Origin of the sequence: Methylobacillus methanolivorans, from assembly GCF_044751345.1 — a bacterium.
GTDB classification, from domain to species: domain Bacteria; phylum Pseudomonadota; class Gammaproteobacteria; order Burkholderiales; family Methylophilaceae; genus Methylobacillus; species Methylobacillus methanolivorans.
Genome location: NZ_JBIWXY010000003.1, coordinates 70181 through 86519, shown reverse-complemented (window position 1 = coordinate 86519; position 16339 = coordinate 70181). Strand labels below are relative to the sequence as shown.

Genomic DNA, 16339 nt, shown 5'->3' with positions numbered 1-16339 from the left:
CCTTCACCATCATGTTCCCTGATGACTCCCAGCCGTAACTTGCGGCACACGTGGAGGGAAACCATTGAGCACACGCCAGATTTCATAGCCGATTGAGACCTCTTCCAACAGTATCCAGCCTCGCGATGAGCTGCCCTGCCGCAAGAAGCGCTCACCAGGCCACTTTTGCACACTTTCATCGGGCACCACCATGACGCGGAAACGTCCCGTGCCGTCATCACTGGCATCCACAAAAGCCACTTTGCCAGCGAACGTGCCGATAGCCACATTAGGCCACCCAGACACCTGGAGCGCCGGCCAACCATCAAACTCCAGCCGAACGCGACTGCCTGGCAAGATCAAGGCAGCATCAAGACCACTGACGATCAATTCCACTGCCTGTTGCTCGGTGTCAGGAATAATCACCAATAGCGGCTGTCCCTGGCTGATCACCTGGGATTGCGAATTCACCGGCACTCTGAACACGGTGCCTGCTCGTGGCGCCCTCACCAATTGTGACTCCTGGCGCGAAACGCTGATCTCGAGATTGGTCAATTCATTCTGCGTATCGGCGACCTCAGAGCCTATCTTGCTCAACAAGGCGCGACTTGCATCAATATTGGCCTGGGTTTCCGCCTTCACTTGCACCAAATTAGCAGCGGCAGTTTTTTCCTCGGCCCGCGCTGAGTCCAGGGCGGCCTTGACGCTATTCACACTCCTGAGCGCCACGGCCCTGTCGCGCTCCGCCACTTCGACATCGCGCCTGGAAACCAGGCCTTCCTGCACCAAGCGCTGCATTCTGCTCACCTGAAAATCCGCTGCATCCAACGTGGCTTGTGCTGATTCGACATTCTCCGCCGCTGCCACCACCTTTTGCCTGGCAACATCTAATCCATATTCTGCAGCATTGACCCTGGCCTGGCGCACGGCAAGCAAATTCTGCAACTGCACTTCGTAAGCCTGTAGCTCATCCTGCTTGGCCTTGAGCTTGGTCGCACTGGTCTGCCGCTGCGCAGCCAAACGCTCCTTGAACTTTGGGTCAACATCACTAATTTGTAGCAGAGGATCGCCCGCTTTCACACGTGCTCCCTCGCGCACAAACCATTGCTTGATAACACCACCAACTGGCGCATCCACGCTTTGACGCCTTTCCAATGGTGCAAATGCGGTAACCGAGCCCATCGCTTGTACGTTCTGCTGCCAGGGCAGGAACAACATCAAGGTCGGCACAATAAAGCACAACACGACGATCCATACCAAGATGCGCTTCACCATCCTAGGAGTTGCGGTATATTTCTCGAACTGCTGATGATCGCTCAACTTATATGCCATGATCATGCACCTCCAACGTCAGCACCTGCGAGCAGCGCTGAGCGATCGATGCATGGCGTGTCAAAATAACGACGCTGCATGCGGGCAACTCCAGTAATAATGGCAAGGCACGATTCAAATCTGCCTCATCTAGATAATCCAGCAAGCCATCAACAATCAACAATCCCGGTTGACCAACAATGCCACGAGCCAGCATCAGCAAATTGGCCTGGGTTGTCGAAAGCGGTGCCCCATTCACAGCAAGCAGGGTATCCAAGCCACTGGGTAACCGATTGATACTGGACATCAAGCCTAGCTTATTCAGCAACTGGGTGACATCTCCTAACGGAATATCGTCACGCCCAACCAAAACGTTTTCAAGAATGCTACCCTCAATCACCTCCAGCTTACCTACACACCCAAGATATTGACGCAAGGTATTCAGGTTGTATTGCTCAAGCGCAATGTCATTGAACTCCACATGCCCTTGCTCAGCTTGCTTCAAGCCTGTGAGCAAGGCCGCCAACGAGGACTTTCCTGCGCCAGCAACCCCGAGCACAGCCAAACTGCTACCTGGCTGCAACGTAAAACTGATGCCAGACTGTGAAGCGGTATGCCGCAGATAATCGTAACCAAGGTTCACTGCGCTTAACTTGATGGGGCGCTTGATCTCGAAGTGACGGGTAGATACCTTCTCCTGTGGCAGATCTTGGATATAACCGATCTTGTCGAGGCTGGCGAGCAAATCGTAATAATACTCAAGCTGGCCGATAAACCTCAGGAAAGAAGCCAGCACGGCAAAGATGATCAGCTCAGCCGCGACAAACTGGCCCAAATTGATCTGCCCCTGGATCACCAGCGTGCCTCCTAAAGCCAGCATCGCCGTACCACCCAAGGCATAAATGACCACACCCCCGAGATACTGCTTGATGAGCACACGGAAATGCGCACTGCGCTTTTTCAGGTATTCAGCCGCCAATTGGCCAGTTCGCTCCTGTGCCAGACGCACCCCGGAGGAAAACTTGAAGGTATTGAGGTTACGGGCAATGGTTTCCAACCACGCCGCCAATTCAAACTTGGCATGGGATTCCGCAATTGCAGTCAGTGGTGCCTTACGCCCGATCACATACACAATGACCAGGATGATGAGCATGACCAAGGCCACTACCACGGCAAAATAAACGCTGTAGAACACCAGGATAATACTGCCCACCACCCCCTGAAGGATCGTGGCCACACCTATAGTCAACAAGGTGGCAACAGACTTTTGTACCGACGTCACCTCAAAGAAGCGGTTGATGAGCTCCTGCAAGTCATCCGCACTTGCCACATCGTATTTTGCCCCTTGAGTCTTGCTGGCCGAATCTATGGCAATACGGCAGAAAATCCGCCGCTGGATCAGCTCGACAATAAAAATCTCGAGCACGTAAAACAATCCCGCCAATAGCAAGAATATGAACAACATGAAGGAGATAATGAGCAGCGGCTTCATCAAGCTGCCCATCGTGACCGTATTGATGAGCGCTTGCACTGAAATAGGTATCGCGAGATTGATGAAACCAACCCCACCCATCAGGATAATAATCAGTAATATATCTTTGCGCTCTAGGCTCAGAAGATCAATCAACCTTTGCCTAGGCAGCATTTTGTATTCAGCGTTATTGTTCATACTCTAGTGATCACATCAGGCCCTGCAAAACGACACTAAGCGCTGGAGTTTAGTTCCTAAAACTGAACAATAAACACATTAAAAAGCCCTGCAAGCAGGGCTTTGGTTCATCCTCAATTCAAGGTGATCAATTCTCCGTTCTCTGCATGGTAGTAGCTGAGATGCGCGCAATCACTGGTTCTCGTGGTCAAGGAACCATCAAACAAGGATTGCCCATCGACATCAACAGTAGCATAGCCATTATGATAGAGAGTGATTTCCGCCTGCTTACGCCCATGACGCATGGCAAAACTCATGTAGTTTTCGTCCTCGGCTTCGTCATAGACCTCCCAATGCGAGTTCCCCGTCAGTTGTTCCAGCCAACCCGACAAATCGACTTCAACGCGGCAAATAACAGGGGCATCCCATGCAGCTTGCGTTTCGGTATTCATCATATGCATTCCTTTCAGGCTAGTGACGAGAAAATGTGAGCAACACATAGATGGCGATCTTCCTGCCTATTTCAAGCCCATCCGGGCCAACGCCACTGCGGTTGCCATACTTATATAACGGTGCGATGATGCGGAAAGTTTACCGACAATCTAATTTATGCCTGATTTTGTTTTTGTATTCCTCGATACATTGAGGGACAGCCCCGGCTTCTTTATCATCTTTTCCACCTTGCTTGGGCTCATGGTGGGCAGCTTTCTCAATGTGGTCATCCACCGTCTGCCGCGCATGATGGAACTGGCCTGGCAAGCAGAGCACCTGGAAGCAGAAGGTAAGCCCCAGCCAGAGCGAACCCGTTACAACCTTGTCACGCCCAGGTCACGTTGCCCCCACTGCCAGCACGTCATTGGCGCCATGGAAAACATCCCTGTCTTCAGCTACCTGCTATTGGGCGGCAAATGCAGGCAATGCAAAACCAAGATCAGCCCACGCTACCCATTGGTAGAAATATTCACTGCAGCCCTGACTGGCCTTGCCAGTTGGCACTTCGGCTACTCAAGCCTGGCCGTGGCAAGCTGGTTTATCATCTTCGCCCTGATCGCCTTAACCTTTATCGATCTTGACACCCACTTGCTACCGGATGACATCACCCTCCCCCTGCTCTGGGCTGGCCTGTTATTCAATCTCAGCGATGGCTTTACCGACTTAAGCTCTGCCGTAGCAGGCGCTGCGGCAGGCTATCTCGTATTATGGTCGGTATATTGGCTGTTCAAGCTGGTCACCGGCAAGGAAGGCATGGGTTATGGCGATTTCAAGCTTCTGGCCGCACTGGGGGCATGGTTTGGCTGGCAATTGCTACCCGCTGTCATTTTATTATCATCCATTGCTGGTTCCATCATCGGGATTGGCTTGATCGTACTGACTAAGCATGGCCGCGAAACCCCCATCCCATTTGGGCCTTACTTGGCATTAGGAGGAGTTGCCGCACTTTTCTTCGGCAAACAACTCTCACAACTATATCTAGGAGGCTGATCAATGTATGTAGTTGGATTGACTGGCGGCATTGGTGCCGGCAAAAGTGAAGCAGCAAGAATGTTTAGCGATCTGGACGTACCCGTCGTAGACGTCGATGTCATTTCCCGCCACCTGACGAGCGCAGGCCAACCACTGGTCAGCAAAATTGCAGAGGCCTTTGGCACAGAATACGTCACTGAGGATGGTGCCATGGATAGGGGAAAAATCCGTGACCGTATCTTCAATAATGATGCAGATCGCCGGATGCTGGAATCCATCCTGCACCCTGCCATACACAGCGAAGCATTACGCGAGCTGGAGCAATACAATCAGTCACCCTACCAGATACTGGCTATCCCTTTGTTTTTTGAGTCCAATCGCTACGAAGGCATCGTCAACCGCACTTTATTGATTGATTGCGACGAAGAGAAGCAGATCAGCCGCGTCGTCAATCGCAATGGCTTTACCGAGAAGATGGTGCGCTCCATCATCGCCGCACAAGCATCGCGCAGTTTCCGTCGCGCACTAGCCAACGACATTATTGACAACAATGGCAGCATTGAAGAGCTGCAACAAAAAATTCACCAAATGCATGAAAAATTCATTAAGACTTGCATAGTTAGCGAATAAATCTGATAATTCACGACAACTACTATAAACAAACGGATCAGCCTCGAGAAGCCCGTGCCTAGTTACGATTACCCCTTTAATGAACGCATCCGTACCCTGTTGCGTCTGGAAGACCTCTTTATCAAGGTCTTGCACAATATTGAGGGTGAACACGAGTTTATCCACCATAGCGTCCTGCTTTCCATCTTCCAGATACTAGACATCATTGAGCGCGCAGAGCTCAAGATGGATCTGCTGCAGGAGTTAGACCGCCAAAAAATGGTGATGAACAACCTGCGCGGCAATCCATCCATTGAGGAAAAAGTACTCAATGACCTGGTCACCGATATAGAAAACGCTGCACGCCCCTTGCGCAATACGCCCGGCAAACTAGGGCAAACCCTGCGCGACAATGAATGGTTAATGAGTATCAAGCAGCGCTCGGTGATCCCGGGTGGCGTCTGTGAGTTCGATTTACCGTCTTACCATTACTGGCTAGGCTTGAGTAGCGAGCGCCGCAAGCATGACCTCAGTGTCTGGATGAGTCCGCTAATGCCGTTGCATGATGCCATCCGTATCATTCTGCACATTTTGCGTGGAAGTGGCATGACTTCCAACATGACAGCAACCAACGGGGCTTATCAGCAGATGCTGGGCGGCGCCAAACCAGCCCAAATGTTACGCGTGGAGATCAGTGACGATACACCCTGTTTCCCCGAAGTGAGCGCTAACAAGTACGCCATTAATATCCGCTTCAATAGCCTGGATAATGCCCAGCGCCCGCGTCCCTGCGATCACGATATCAACTTCTCACTGACACTGTGCAACCTGTAAGCAAGAAAAAAATGGTCGCCTGCCCGCAATGCGGGGAGCTGGCTGAATACTCCAGCACCAATGCCTATCGCCCATTCTGCTCAGAGCGCTGCCGCCTGATCGACCTCGGCCAATGGGCCAGCGAAAACTATCGCATCCCCGATACCAATCCCAAGCTCGACGAAGAAGACTACTAGGCCAATCTGTTACTGGGTAGTCAATGTCAATTGATAATGTGCTGGGAGAGCTTGCGATGAATGCTTGATGTCAATCAGCATGATCCAGTCACTGCGCCCGCTGACGCACAACGGCAATGTCACCATAGCACGCCAACTCCCATCGGGCTGACGCTGGAAGCGATAACGATTCATCCCCATCTGCATATCCACCATATCGAAGCTCGCATGCACAGATTCTGCGCCAGGCGAGCTGATACGCACCTCGAATGCCTGCATAGTAGTAGGCGGAGTCATTGCCCGTACCGTCAGGTCTCCATGCGTACAGCCCTGCACAATAGCATCGCAGACAATGGTTTCAATCGCATCGTGGTTTGATTTCAGCCAGAAATAACCCAAGCTACCCAAGATCAACAGCAAAACAATGCCCCATCGCAGCGGTCGCTTGAAGGACATGATTAGCCCCATGCTCCGCGCATCATGGCGATACCATGAGCCCCCTGTTGCCAGGCCTGCTCCAGATATTCCGGCTGCATACCGCCAAGCGCGTAAACCGGCAGGCTACTTTCATGCGCCAAGTCAGCAAAACCGTCCCAACCCAAGACTGGAGCATCAGGATGACTCAATGTTGGCAGCACAGGCGACAACACGACAAAATCCAGCGCCAAGGATTGCGCATGCGCCAACTCGCGGGCATCGTGGCATGAAGCCGCGCACAGCATTTGCTGTGGACGCTCCGACAATGCCATCAGGCTGGCAGCAGAGAAATGTACACCTGAAAAACCCAATGCTCGTGCAGTGTCGACATCGCCGTTGAGTAGTACTCTCGCCTGATAAGGCTGTGTCATTTTCAACACCTGTTCAGCGAGACGCTGCAATCCGTCAGCAGACAGATGCTTTTCACGTAATTGCAGCAAGCGCAACCCTTGATCCAAGGCAGACTGCAGGCGATTCAGAAAAGCCTTTTCACCCAACTCGGCAGCATTGCTGATGGCATAGATGGATGGCAGGCTCAAGGCAGCAAGAATAGGCTCGTTCGCCGGCAACATCGGGCCTACAGTCAATGCAGTCGGGTGCTGCCAGCTTAATTGCTGCCCCTCGCAACTACGTGGCTCATGCTGCCAATCACGTACAATAAAGAAATGTAATTCGACTTTGCGATCAGGGTAGTCAAAGCGACGTAACATCCAGGGCGTCGCCTTTTCCACCTCGACGCCAAGCTCCTCGCGCAACTCACGCACCAAGGCATGAAAAGGGGTTTCACCTGCCTCTATCTTGCCTCCAGGAAACTCCCACCAGCCTTCCCAAGGCTTGCCTACTGGGCGCTCGGCCAACAACACCTGCCCATCAGGGCGTTGCAAGATAGCTACGGCGGCACGCACAACACTCATGACACCTTGCCTCCGGCTAATGATTGGCGGCCCACATGATCACGGGCAAATTGATAGGCTACTCGGCCACTACGGGCGCCACGGGTATGAGAAAACAGCAAGGCTGCGCTACGGGTTGCTTCATCCACTTGCTCAATACCGTAATGCTTGAGCCATTGCTCCACCACGGCCAGGTATTCGTCCTGATTGAAGGAGTAAAACGATAGCCAAAGGCCAAAACGCTCCGACAACGAGACTTTTTCCTCGGTGGTGTCCCCTGGCCGGATTTCCTCGCTATGTCGCGTTACCTCAAGATTTTCCGACATGAACTCAGGCATCAAGTGGCGGCGATTGGAAGTGGCATAGACCACGACATTATCGGACGTCGCGGCAATCGAGCCATCCAGCACCACCTTGAGAGCCTTGTAGCCCGGGTCACTAGACTCAAATGACAAATCATCACAAAAGATGACGAATCGCTCCTTGCGTTCACGCAGCAAGCTGACGATTTCCGGCAATGCCACCAAATCCTGCTTATCGACTTCGACCAGGCGCAAGCCCTGCTCTGCAAATGTACTCAGCACTGCTTTGACCAATGAAGATTTTCCGGTGCCACGGGCACCAGTCAACAACACATTATTGGCAGGATAGCCATGCACAAACTGCTCGGTGTTGCGCACAATCTCGGCCTTTTGCTCATCCACATTGCGGATGTCATTCAGGCTGATGTGATGGGGATGCTCCACAGCCACCAAATGCCCACGACCATTGAGGGTTTGCCAGCGCCAGGCAATGGCACTCCAGTCAGGTGCGGGAGCAGGCGGTGGCAAGAAGCTTTCCAGCCTTGCCAGCACAGCCTCGGCTCGCGTGATCAACTGCTCAAAATCAGCCATCCTGCACCCTAGCTGCGGTAGTCCGCATTAATGCGAACATAGTCATAAGAGAAGTCGCAAGTCCACACCGTGGCATTGGCCTGCCCCCGATTCAGCACCACACGCACGGTAATTTCAGCTTCCTGCATCACGGCAGCACCTTGCTCTTCGACATAGCTTGCAGCACGACCACCATGCTCCGCCACCAATACATTACCCAGGTAAAGCTGCATGGCGTTCACATCCAGATCATCAATACCAGCATAGCCGATAGCCGCCAAGATGCGGCCTAGATTAGGATCTGAGGCAAAGAAAGCGGTCTTGATCAATGGAGAGTGCGCAATTGCATAAGCGACCTTGCGGCACTCTTCCACATCTTTTCCAGCTTCGACCTGGATAGTCATAAACTTTGTCGCACCTTCACCGTCACGCACAATCGCCTGCGCCAGCTCAATGGATAACTCGGTAATAGCATCCTGCAATTGCTGGAATTCTGTACTGTCTACATCACTGATCTCGGCATTACCCGCCTGACCAGTCGCCATGACAATAAAAGAGTCGTTGGTAGAAGTATCGCCATCTACGGTAATACAGTTGAAAGAACGATTGACGGCATGATCAATCAAGGCCTCCAGCGCAGCCTGGCTAATCGCAGCATCAGTCGCCACATAACCCAGCATGGTCGCCATGTTGGGGTGGATCATGCCAGAGCCCTTGGAAATACCGGTAATCGTCACAGTCTTGCCACCCAGCGTGATTTGCCGTGATGCCCCCTTGGAGACAATATCCGTGGTCATGATGGCTTCGGCAGCATCAAACCAGTGCTGCTCGCCCAGATTAGCAACACATTGCGGCAAGCCAGCAAGCAAGCGCTCCATGGGTAAAGGTTCTAGGATGACGCCAGTAGAGAAAGGCAAGACTTGCTCAGACTTGATGTTCAGCAACCCAGACAGTGCCTCACAAGTAGCCCTTGCATTCTGTAAGCCTGGCTCTCCAGTGCCCGCATTAGCATTGCCAGTGTTGACCACTAGCGCACGAATACCATGCCCTGCTGCCAAGTGCTGCTTGCACACAGTCACAGGTGCTGCACAGAAACGGTTTGTGGTGAACACGCCAGATACGCGTGCGCCTTCTGCCAGTTTGATTACCAGCATATCCTTGCGGTCTGGCTTACGGATATGCGCCTTGGCAATACCCAGCTCCACACCTGGAACTGGCAACAGGGAGTGCGCCTCGGGCGCGACAAGATTGACTGGCATGATAGCTTTTCTCAGAAAGGCAAAAACCTGATTTTACCGTAATCAGGTGACGCTTGCCCCATGGCAGCATGGCATGTGCACAATAAAAAAGCCGGGAAATCCCGGCTTTTTTATTGAATGCTACAACTGTCATGGCTAATGCTTGGCAGTAGGTCGCCTGGCTTCAATCACCTTGAGCACTTGCAAGCGCTCGCGGTCACTCATGGTACGCCAGCCCCTGATTTCTTCGAGCGTACGCCAGCACCCTGTGCAATGTTGCCGCTCACTATCCAGCGCACATACACCAATACAAGGAGAGGCGACCTGAGGAACTGATTGCATCCCTGCAGACGCTTAACTCAGCTTGCCATGGCACTGCTTGTACTTCTTACCAGAGCCGCAAGGACATGGATCATTGCGACCGACCTTGGCACCTACGCGCTCGAATGTCGATGCTGAGGCTTCATCATCGGCTTCATCGCTGCTGCCAAGCGCTTCATCATAATCCGCATGCTGGTATTGCACGTTCTCAAGCTCGGCAGGTTTCTCAACCGCCTCGACATCAGCTTCGCTCTGCACCTTCACCAGCATGGTCACCTGGGTCACTTCACGCTTGACGGTGTCCAACAGGCTGGAGAATAAGGCAAAAGCTTCGCGCTTATATTCCTGCTTGGGATTTTTCTGGGCATAGGAGCGCAAGTGAATACCTTGACGCAAATGATCCAACGCAGCCAAGTGCTCGCGCCAGTGGTTATCCAGGCTTTGCAGCATCACGGCACGCTCGAACTGACGCAACACAGACGCAGATGCCTGATCTTCCTTGGCCTGATAAAGCGCATTAGCTGCATCCACAATGTGTTCACGCAGGGTTTCTTCATGCAGATTGGGATTTTCTTCCAGCATCTTTTGCAATGGAATTTCCAGGCCTAGGTCTGCCTGCAACGCTTTCTCCAACCCAGCAACATCCCACTGTTCTTCCAGGCTTTCTGGTGGGATATAAGTCGCGATCAGGTCATGAATCACGTCGACACGCATCACAGCAATGGTTTCACCCACATCAGCAGCTTCAAGCAACTCGTTACGCTGTTGGTAAATCACTTTGCGTTGGTCATTCGATACATCGTCATACTCAAGCAATTGCTTGCGAATATCGAAGTTACGTCCCTCAACCTTACGCTGGGCATTCTCGATTGCACGCGTCACCCAGGGATGCTCAATCGCCTCGCCTTCAGGCATCTTCAAGCGCTCCATGATGGCAGCAACACGGTCAGAAGCAAAAATGCGCAGCAGTTGATCTTCCAACGAAAGATAGAATCGACTGGAGCCTGGGTCACCCTGACGACCAGCACGACCACGCAACTGATTGTCAACACGACGGGATTCATGGCGCTCGGTACCGATAATATGCAAACCACCGGCAGCCAGCACGGCATCATGCTGCACTTGCCACTCTGCCTTCAACTTGGCAATACGATCAGCCTTGTCTGATTCAGACAAACTTTCATCGGCCTCAATCACGGCAATCTCAGGCTCGGGGTTACCGCCCAACACAATATCGGTACCGCGGCCAGCCATATTGGTTGCAATCGTGATCATGCCAGGACGACCCGCTTGCACAATAATGTGAGCTTCACGTTCATGCTGCTTGGCATTCAGTACCTGATGGTCTAGCTTGGCCTCGTTGAGATATTTTGAGATTAACTCGGAGTTTTCAATAGAGGTAGTCCCGACCAGCACAGGCTGGCCACGCTTCTGGCACTCTTTAATATCTTCAATAACAGCCTGATACTTTTCCTTGCCTGTGCGGTATACCTTGTCCATCTGGTCTTTACGTTGCAAGCCACGATGGGTAGGAATCACGACAGTTTCCAGGCCGTAAATCTGGTTGAATTCATAGGCTTCGGTATCGGCAGTACCTGTCATACCAGACAGCTTGCCGTACATGCGGAAATAATTCTGGAAGGTAATCGAAGCCAGGGTCTGGTTTTCCTTCTGGATGGTCACACCTTCTTTGGCTTCAACAGCCTGGTGCAAGCCATCAGACCAGCGGCGACCAGCCATCATGCGGCCGGTAAATTCATCGACGATCACGATTTCGCCATCGCGCACCACATAGTGCTGATCGCGGTGATAGAGCGATTGCGCACGCAGCGCAGCATACATATGGTGCACCAGGCTGATATTGGCAGCATCGTAGAGGCTGCTACCTTCAGCCAGCAAGCCCGCTTCGGCCAGCAGAGCCTCTGCATGCTCATGTCCTTGCTCCGAGAGCAAGACCTGGTGTGACTTTTCATCCACCCAGAAATCACCTTCGCCATCTTCTTTTTCCTGGCGAATCATCTTGGCAGCAATGCTGTTCATCTGCAGATACAGATCAATACTGTCATCGGCCTGGCCGGAAATAATCAGTGGTGTACGTGCCTCGTCAATCAAGATGGAGTCAACTTCATCAACCAGGGCATAATTAAGGCCGCGCTGCACGCGCTCCTCTGCGGTAAACACCATATTGTCGCGCAGGTAGTCAAAACCGAATTCGTTATTGGTGCCGTAGGTAATATCGGCCGCATAAGCCTTTTGCTTTTCGTCATGCGGCATTTGCGACAGGTTAATACCCACGCTCAATCCCAGGAAGTTATACAGGCGAGACATCCACTCAGCATCGCGTCGTGCCAGGTAATCATTCACGGTGACAACGTGCACACCCTTGCCACTGAGAGCATTCAAGTAGGCTGGCAATGTCGCCACCAAGGTCTTACCCTCACCGGTACGCATTTCGGCAATCTTGCCTGCGTTCAATACCATGCCGCCGATCATTTGCACATCGAAGTGGCGCATATTGAGCACACGGCGACCACCTTCACGCACTACGGCAAACGCTTCTGGCAACAACTTGTCGAGCGACTCGCCCTGCTGGTAGCGCTGTTTGAATTCATCTGTCTTGGCTTTGAGCTGTTCGTCCGTCAATGCCTGCATGCTGGGTTCCAGCGCATTAATAGCCTTGACGTTTTGTGCATACTGCTTGACCAGCCGTTCGTTACGGCTACCGAAGATTTTTTTGAACAACGCGGAGAACATGAAGTGGCACCACTTTTCCGTTAGACGGAAACCTCTAGGTTAGCTTTATAAGTTAGTTAATAAATCAAATATTTAATTTGCACTTTGCAAATACTTGCGTGGATCCAAGGCTGCTCCATTCAAGCGCACCTCGAAATGCAGGTGTGCCCCGGTAGAGCGCCCAGTACTACCAACGCGGGCGATCAACTGCCCACGCTCAACCCGCTCCCCTGCCTTCACCAACAACTGTGACGCATGGGCATATCGTGTTTCCAGCCCCGAGCCGTGGTTAATCTTCACGATTCTACCATAGTCGGGGGTCTGCTCCGCAGCCGTTACAATTCCTGCGGCAGATGCATAAATCGGTGTTCCGCTGTCCGCGACAAAATCCAGGCCTTCATGAAAAGCCTCCTTGCCAGAGAAAGGGTCCACTCTCCAACCATAACTGGAAGAGTTATAAGCCACCACCGTCGGCATGGTGCTCGGCAATGTACTCGCCTTCAAGCGCTGCTGCAACATCGTGGCCTCAAGCAGGCTTAATTTATCGCCATTAAGCTCTATGGATTGCGTCAAGGCATGGATGTGTTTCTCCAGCTCAACACCTGACATAGTGCGCGCATCCACCATAGGGCCACCACGCCCAGGCGGCAAGGCATCTGCATCCGCCCCCTTGACTCCAGCCAGGTTCGAGAGCCTTGCCCCCAAGGCATCAAGCCGCAATACCCGGGCCTCCATCTCGCCCACCTGTTGCGCCAAGGCGTCAATATGCGCCTGCTCGCTGGCACTGACGAAATGGATCGAGGTGGGGATGCCTTTGTGCTGGTGTGTGCCATGTGGCACAATAAGGGCCCAAACCAGCAAGGCTGGTAGCAAACTCAACAGCCCGATGATAAGCAAGACCAGTGGCAACGAGATGCTGCGCGTCCGTGCTGTACTATTCGATACTAATATGATGTTCATTGCTTCCCCTTGGGAGAGTCCGGCATGCTGCGTGTAAGTGCATTGTTTACTGAAAGCGCCGAACTGGCAGCGCTGTCGCAACAAGCAGAACAATTGACACTGTCGCAGCAAAAATGGAATGCCGTCGTTCCCGCTGCACTGAAACCTTATACGCAAGCAGGAAGTCTCAGCCACAAGCGCCTGACGGTCTATGCCACCAATGGCGCCATCGCTGCAAAAATCAAGCTAATGCTGCCCAGCCTGATGCTTGGGCTGAAAAAACAAGGGCTTGAAGTTACTTCAATTCGGGTGGAAGTGCAAGTGCAATCTGTCGCAGGAAAACCTGCCAAACAAGTGCGCACGCTAAGCCCAGCCGCAGCAGCCAGCCTTGAAAAACTGGCGAAGGAATTGCAGGGTTCTCCGCTTGGAGATGCGATCGCACGACTGTCGAGTCGACGATAGTAACCACCCACCCTTCCTCTGTTATTGATCAGGATAAAGTCAGACCTTCACTATGGAATTTTTACTCTACTTCATTGCCGGCGCCGGGGCAGGTATCCTGTCGGGTCTACTAGGCGTAGGTGGTGGCACGGTGATTGTGCCCATTCTCGTCTTCATCTTTACGGCGCTCGCGTTTCCGGCACAGCACATCATGCATATTGCGCTAGGCACATCGCTGGCGACCATCATCGTCACCTCGATCTCCTCAGCCCGAGCACACCATAAAAAACAGAATGTGCATTGGCCTGTGGTCAAGCTCATTACGCCCGGGATTGTCATGGGCACCCTACTCGGAGCAGTGTTGGCGGGCCAACTCAACACGGTCATACTCAAAGTCATCTTTGCCGTGTTCGCATTATTGATTGCCACCCAGATGGTGCTGAACTTCACACCAGCCTCCCATCGGCAATTGCCCGGCAAGTTCGGCACCTTGAGCATGGGCGGCCTGATCGGCGTTTTGTCCAGCCTAGTCGGTATTGGTGGAGGATCGCTCTCAGTACCTTTCCTCCTCTACTGCAATTTCAACGCACGCTATGCCATCGGTACTTCTTCGGCGATAGGCCTACCGATTGCCGTCGCTGGCACCATGGGGTTCATCATCACCGGATTAGCGCAAGGTAATTTGCCGGAATACAGCCTCGGTTATATTTACCTGCCAGCATTCATTGGCATTGCACTTGCCAGCATGCTAACTGCCCCTTTAGGCGCTTATCTGGCACACAAATTACCTGTTCCGGTATTGAAAAAATTATTTGCACTATTGCTTTACATCGTTGGCCTTAAAATGATCTGGAGCTTGATATGAGCCCAGCACTCGTGATTGAGGTTCAGGGCCTATACAAATACTTTGACCAATTCTGCGCCGTCAACAACCTGAATTTCCAGGCAAAGCGCGGCGTTACCACCGCCTTGCTGGGTGGCAATGGCGCAGGAAAAACCACGACGATTGCCATGCTGTTGGGCTTGCTCACACCGAGCCAGGGGAGCATCCGCATCTTGGGTGAGGATATGCTGCAACATCGCTACCGCCTGTTGCACCGCATGAACTTCTCCTCACCTTACGTAGACCTGCCGCAAAGACTTACCATTCGCCAGAACCTCACGGTTTACGGCCACCTTTACCGCTTACCCGCACTGAAGCAGCGCATTGAAGAGTTAGCCACTGCCCTTAACCTTGATACATTACTGGACAAACGCTATGGACAACTTTCTGCTGGGCAGAAAACCCGTGTTTCCCTGGCTAAATCCCTGCTCAACAAACCAGAGTTACTACTGATGGACGAACCAACGGCATCCCTCGACCCTGATACTGCCGACTCAATTCGCAGCTATCTGGAGCAATACCAGCGCGACACTGGCGCCAGCATTCTGCTGGCTTCACACAACATGGCCGAGGTCGAGCGTATGGCTGCGGATGTCATCATGATGCGCAAAGGGCAAGTTGTGGACATTGGCACACCCGCCAGCCTGATCGCAAAATATGGCCGCAACAACCTTGAAGAAGTCTTTATCGACATCGCTCGCAGCCAGGAGCTTGCCTGATGCAAGACGTGCACTTTTCCTTGCGCCGCATCGGCGCAGTAGCATTACGCCACCTTTACCTCATGCGTTCATCCTGGCCGCGGGTGCTGGAGATGGTGTACTGGCCTACCGTGCAAATGGTGCTATGGGGCTTCATCACCTTATACCTGCAAGGCAATAGCAGCCTGATTGCACAGGCTAGCGGCATCCTGCTTTCGGGCGTATTGCTATGGGACGTACTCTTCCGTGGCCAGCTCGGCATTGCGCTCGTCTTCATGGAGGAAATGTGGTCGCGTAACCTGGGGCATTTATTCGTCAGCCCTTTGCGCCCGTATGAAATGGTAGCCTCCCTGCTGCTCATGAGCCTGATCCGCACCTTGATTGGCATCGGTGGTGCAACACTGATCGCCATCCCGCTATTCGGCTACAACATCTACGACATGGGCCTGCCTCTTATCGCCTTTTTCCTCAACCTCATCGTCATGGGCTGGGCGATTGGCCTGATGGTATCCGGTATCGTACTGCGCTACGGCATGGGGGCTGAAAGCATTGCCTGGGTCAGCGTCTTCGCGATCCAGCCTTTATGCGCTATCTATTACCCGGTTGCTACCTTGCCACACTGGCTACAGCCTGTTGCGCTGGCATTGCCTGCCAGCCATGTGTTTGAAGGCATGCGCGAATTGCTGCTGGAGCACAGCTTCAACCTGCATCACATGCAATGGGCGATTGGCCTCAACATTGTCTTCATCAGCATTGGCATTGCCGTGTTTTTGGGCTATTTCAGAATTGCCCGGCAACGAGGCCTTCTGCTACAAGTCGGTGAATAGCGTTATTCTCCAGCAAT

18 protein-coding genes are annotated in these 16339 nt (G+C 52.7%); 8 read left to right on the top strand and 10 right to left on the bottom strand.

Features of this window, described 5'->3' with window-relative positions; genetic code table 11:
- Positions 1-9: 9 nt before the first annotated feature.
- The 3 genes from ACIKP9_RS12745 to ACIKP9_RS12735 form a co-directional block, all read right to left on the bottom strand.
- Complete coding sequence (locus tag ACIKP9_RS12745) at positions 10-1311, bottom strand: HlyD family secretion protein (protein ID WP_400883594.1); 1302 nt, start codon at positions 1309-1311, stop codon at positions 10-12.
- On the bottom strand, positions 1301-2959 hold the full coding sequence (locus ACIKP9_RS12740; RefSeq protein ID WP_400883592.1) for an ATP-binding cassette domain-containing protein: 1659 nt from the start codon (positions 2957-2959) through the stop codon (positions 1301-1303). The genes ACIKP9_RS12745 and ACIKP9_RS12740 overlap by 11 nt, the downstream gene beginning before the upstream one ends.
- A 113-nt stretch (positions 2960-3072) precedes the next feature.
- Positions 3073-3393: a hypothetical protein gene (locus ACIKP9_RS12735; protein ID WP_230348921.1), complete on the bottom strand. Its 321-nt coding sequence runs from the start codon at positions 3391-3393 to the stop codon at positions 3073-3075.
- 154 nt (positions 3394-3547) lie between these two features.
- On the opposite strand from ACIKP9_RS12735, the gene ACIKP9_RS12730 reads away from it, so the two are divergent.
- The 4 genes from ACIKP9_RS12730 to ACIKP9_RS12715 are packed head-to-tail and all read left to right on the top strand — an operon-like array spanning position 3548 to position 6021.
- Positions 3548-4420: a prepilin peptidase gene (locus ACIKP9_RS12730; protein WP_400883589.1), complete on the top strand. Its 873-nt coding sequence runs from the start codon at positions 3548-3550 to the stop codon at positions 4418-4420.
- 3 nt (positions 4421-4423) lie between these two features.
- Entirely contained in the window at positions 4424-5032 is a 609-nt protein-coding gene (gene coaE / locus ACIKP9_RS12725) for a dephospho-CoA kinase (RefSeq protein WP_400883586.1), read from the top strand.
- Positions 5033-5086: 54 nt separating this feature from the next.
- A complete protein-coding gene (gene zapD, locus ACIKP9_RS12720; RefSeq protein WP_230348924.1) occupies positions 5087-5845 on the top strand; it encodes a cell division protein ZapD in 759 nt (252 codons plus the stop codon).
- A gap of 11 nt (positions 5846-5856) precedes the next feature.
- Positions 5857-6021: a DNA gyrase inhibitor YacG gene (locus ACIKP9_RS12715; protein WP_400883583.1), complete on the top strand. Its 165-nt coding sequence runs from the start codon at positions 5857-5859 to the stop codon at positions 6019-6021.
- A 9-nt stretch (positions 6022-6030) separates the two neighbouring features.
- Here ACIKP9_RS12715 and ACIKP9_RS12710 read toward each other — a convergent pair whose 3' ends face one another.
- From ACIKP9_RS12710 to ACIKP9_RS12680, 7 genes are all read right to left on the bottom strand, one after another.
- Entirely contained in the window at positions 6031-6456 is a 426-nt protein-coding gene (locus ACIKP9_RS12710) for a hypothetical protein (protein ID WP_400883581.1), read from the bottom strand.
- A 2-nt stretch (positions 6457-6458) separates the two neighbouring features.
- On the bottom strand, positions 6459-7391 hold the full coding sequence (locus tag ACIKP9_RS12705; protein WP_400883578.1) for a Nudix family hydrolase: 933 nt from the start codon (positions 7389-7391) through the stop codon (positions 6459-6461).
- Positions 7388-8263, bottom strand: a complete 876-nt coding sequence (locus ACIKP9_RS12700) for an ATP-binding protein (protein WP_400883576.1) — start codon at positions 8261-8263, stop codon at positions 7388-7390. The genes ACIKP9_RS12705 and ACIKP9_RS12700 overlap by 4 nt, the downstream gene beginning before the upstream one ends.
- Positions 8264-8271: 8 nt before the next feature.
- Positions 8272-9501: a bifunctional glutamate N-acetyltransferase/amino-acid acetyltransferase ArgJ gene (argJ, locus tag ACIKP9_RS12695; RefSeq protein WP_400883574.1), complete on the bottom strand. Its 1230-nt coding sequence runs from the start codon at positions 9499-9501 to the stop codon at positions 8272-8274.
- A gap of 135 nt (positions 9502-9636) precedes the next feature.
- Positions 9637-9822, bottom strand: coding sequence for a DUF1289 domain-containing protein (locus ACIKP9_RS12690; RefSeq protein WP_230348930.1), 186 nt, complete (start codon positions 9820-9822; stop codon positions 9637-9639).
- A 12-nt stretch (positions 9823-9834) separates the two neighbouring features.
- Complete coding sequence (gene secA / locus ACIKP9_RS12685; protein WP_400883572.1) at positions 9835-12555, bottom strand: preprotein translocase subunit SecA; 2721 nt, start codon at positions 12553-12555, stop codon at positions 9835-9837.
- Between the two features lie 72 nt (positions 12556-12627).
- On the bottom strand, positions 12628-13494 hold the full coding sequence (locus ACIKP9_RS12680; protein ID WP_400883570.1) for a M23 family metallopeptidase: 867 nt from the start codon (positions 13492-13494) through the stop codon (positions 12628-12630).
- Between the two features lie 24 nt (positions 13495-13518).
- Between ACIKP9_RS12680 and ACIKP9_RS12675 the strand changes: the two genes are divergently transcribed.
- Genes ACIKP9_RS12675 through ACIKP9_RS12660 form a run of 4 tightly spaced genes read left to right on the top strand, consistent with a single transcriptional unit; the run spans position 13519 to position 16322 of the window.
- On the top strand, positions 13519-13935 hold the full coding sequence (locus ACIKP9_RS12675; RefSeq protein ID WP_400883567.1) for a DciA family protein: 417 nt from the start codon (positions 13519-13521) through the stop codon (positions 13933-13935).
- A gap of 52 nt (positions 13936-13987) precedes the next feature.
- Positions 13988-14779 (top strand): sulfite exporter TauE/SafE family protein, encoded by a 792-nt coding sequence (locus ACIKP9_RS12670; protein ID WP_400883564.1) that lies wholly within the window; start codon positions 13988-13990, stop codon positions 14777-14779.
- A complete protein-coding gene (locus ACIKP9_RS12665) occupies positions 14776-15516 on the top strand; it encodes an ABC transporter ATP-binding protein (RefSeq protein WP_400883562.1) in 741 nt (246 codons plus the stop codon). The genes ACIKP9_RS12670 and ACIKP9_RS12665 overlap by 4 nt, the downstream gene beginning before the upstream one ends.
- Positions 15516-16322, top strand: a complete 807-nt coding sequence (locus tag ACIKP9_RS12660) for an ABC transporter permease (RefSeq protein ID WP_400883559.1) — start codon at positions 15516-15518, stop codon at positions 16320-16322. The genes ACIKP9_RS12665 and ACIKP9_RS12660 overlap by 1 nt, the downstream gene beginning before the upstream one ends.
- The last annotated feature ends 17 nt before the right edge of the window (positions 16323-16339 follow it).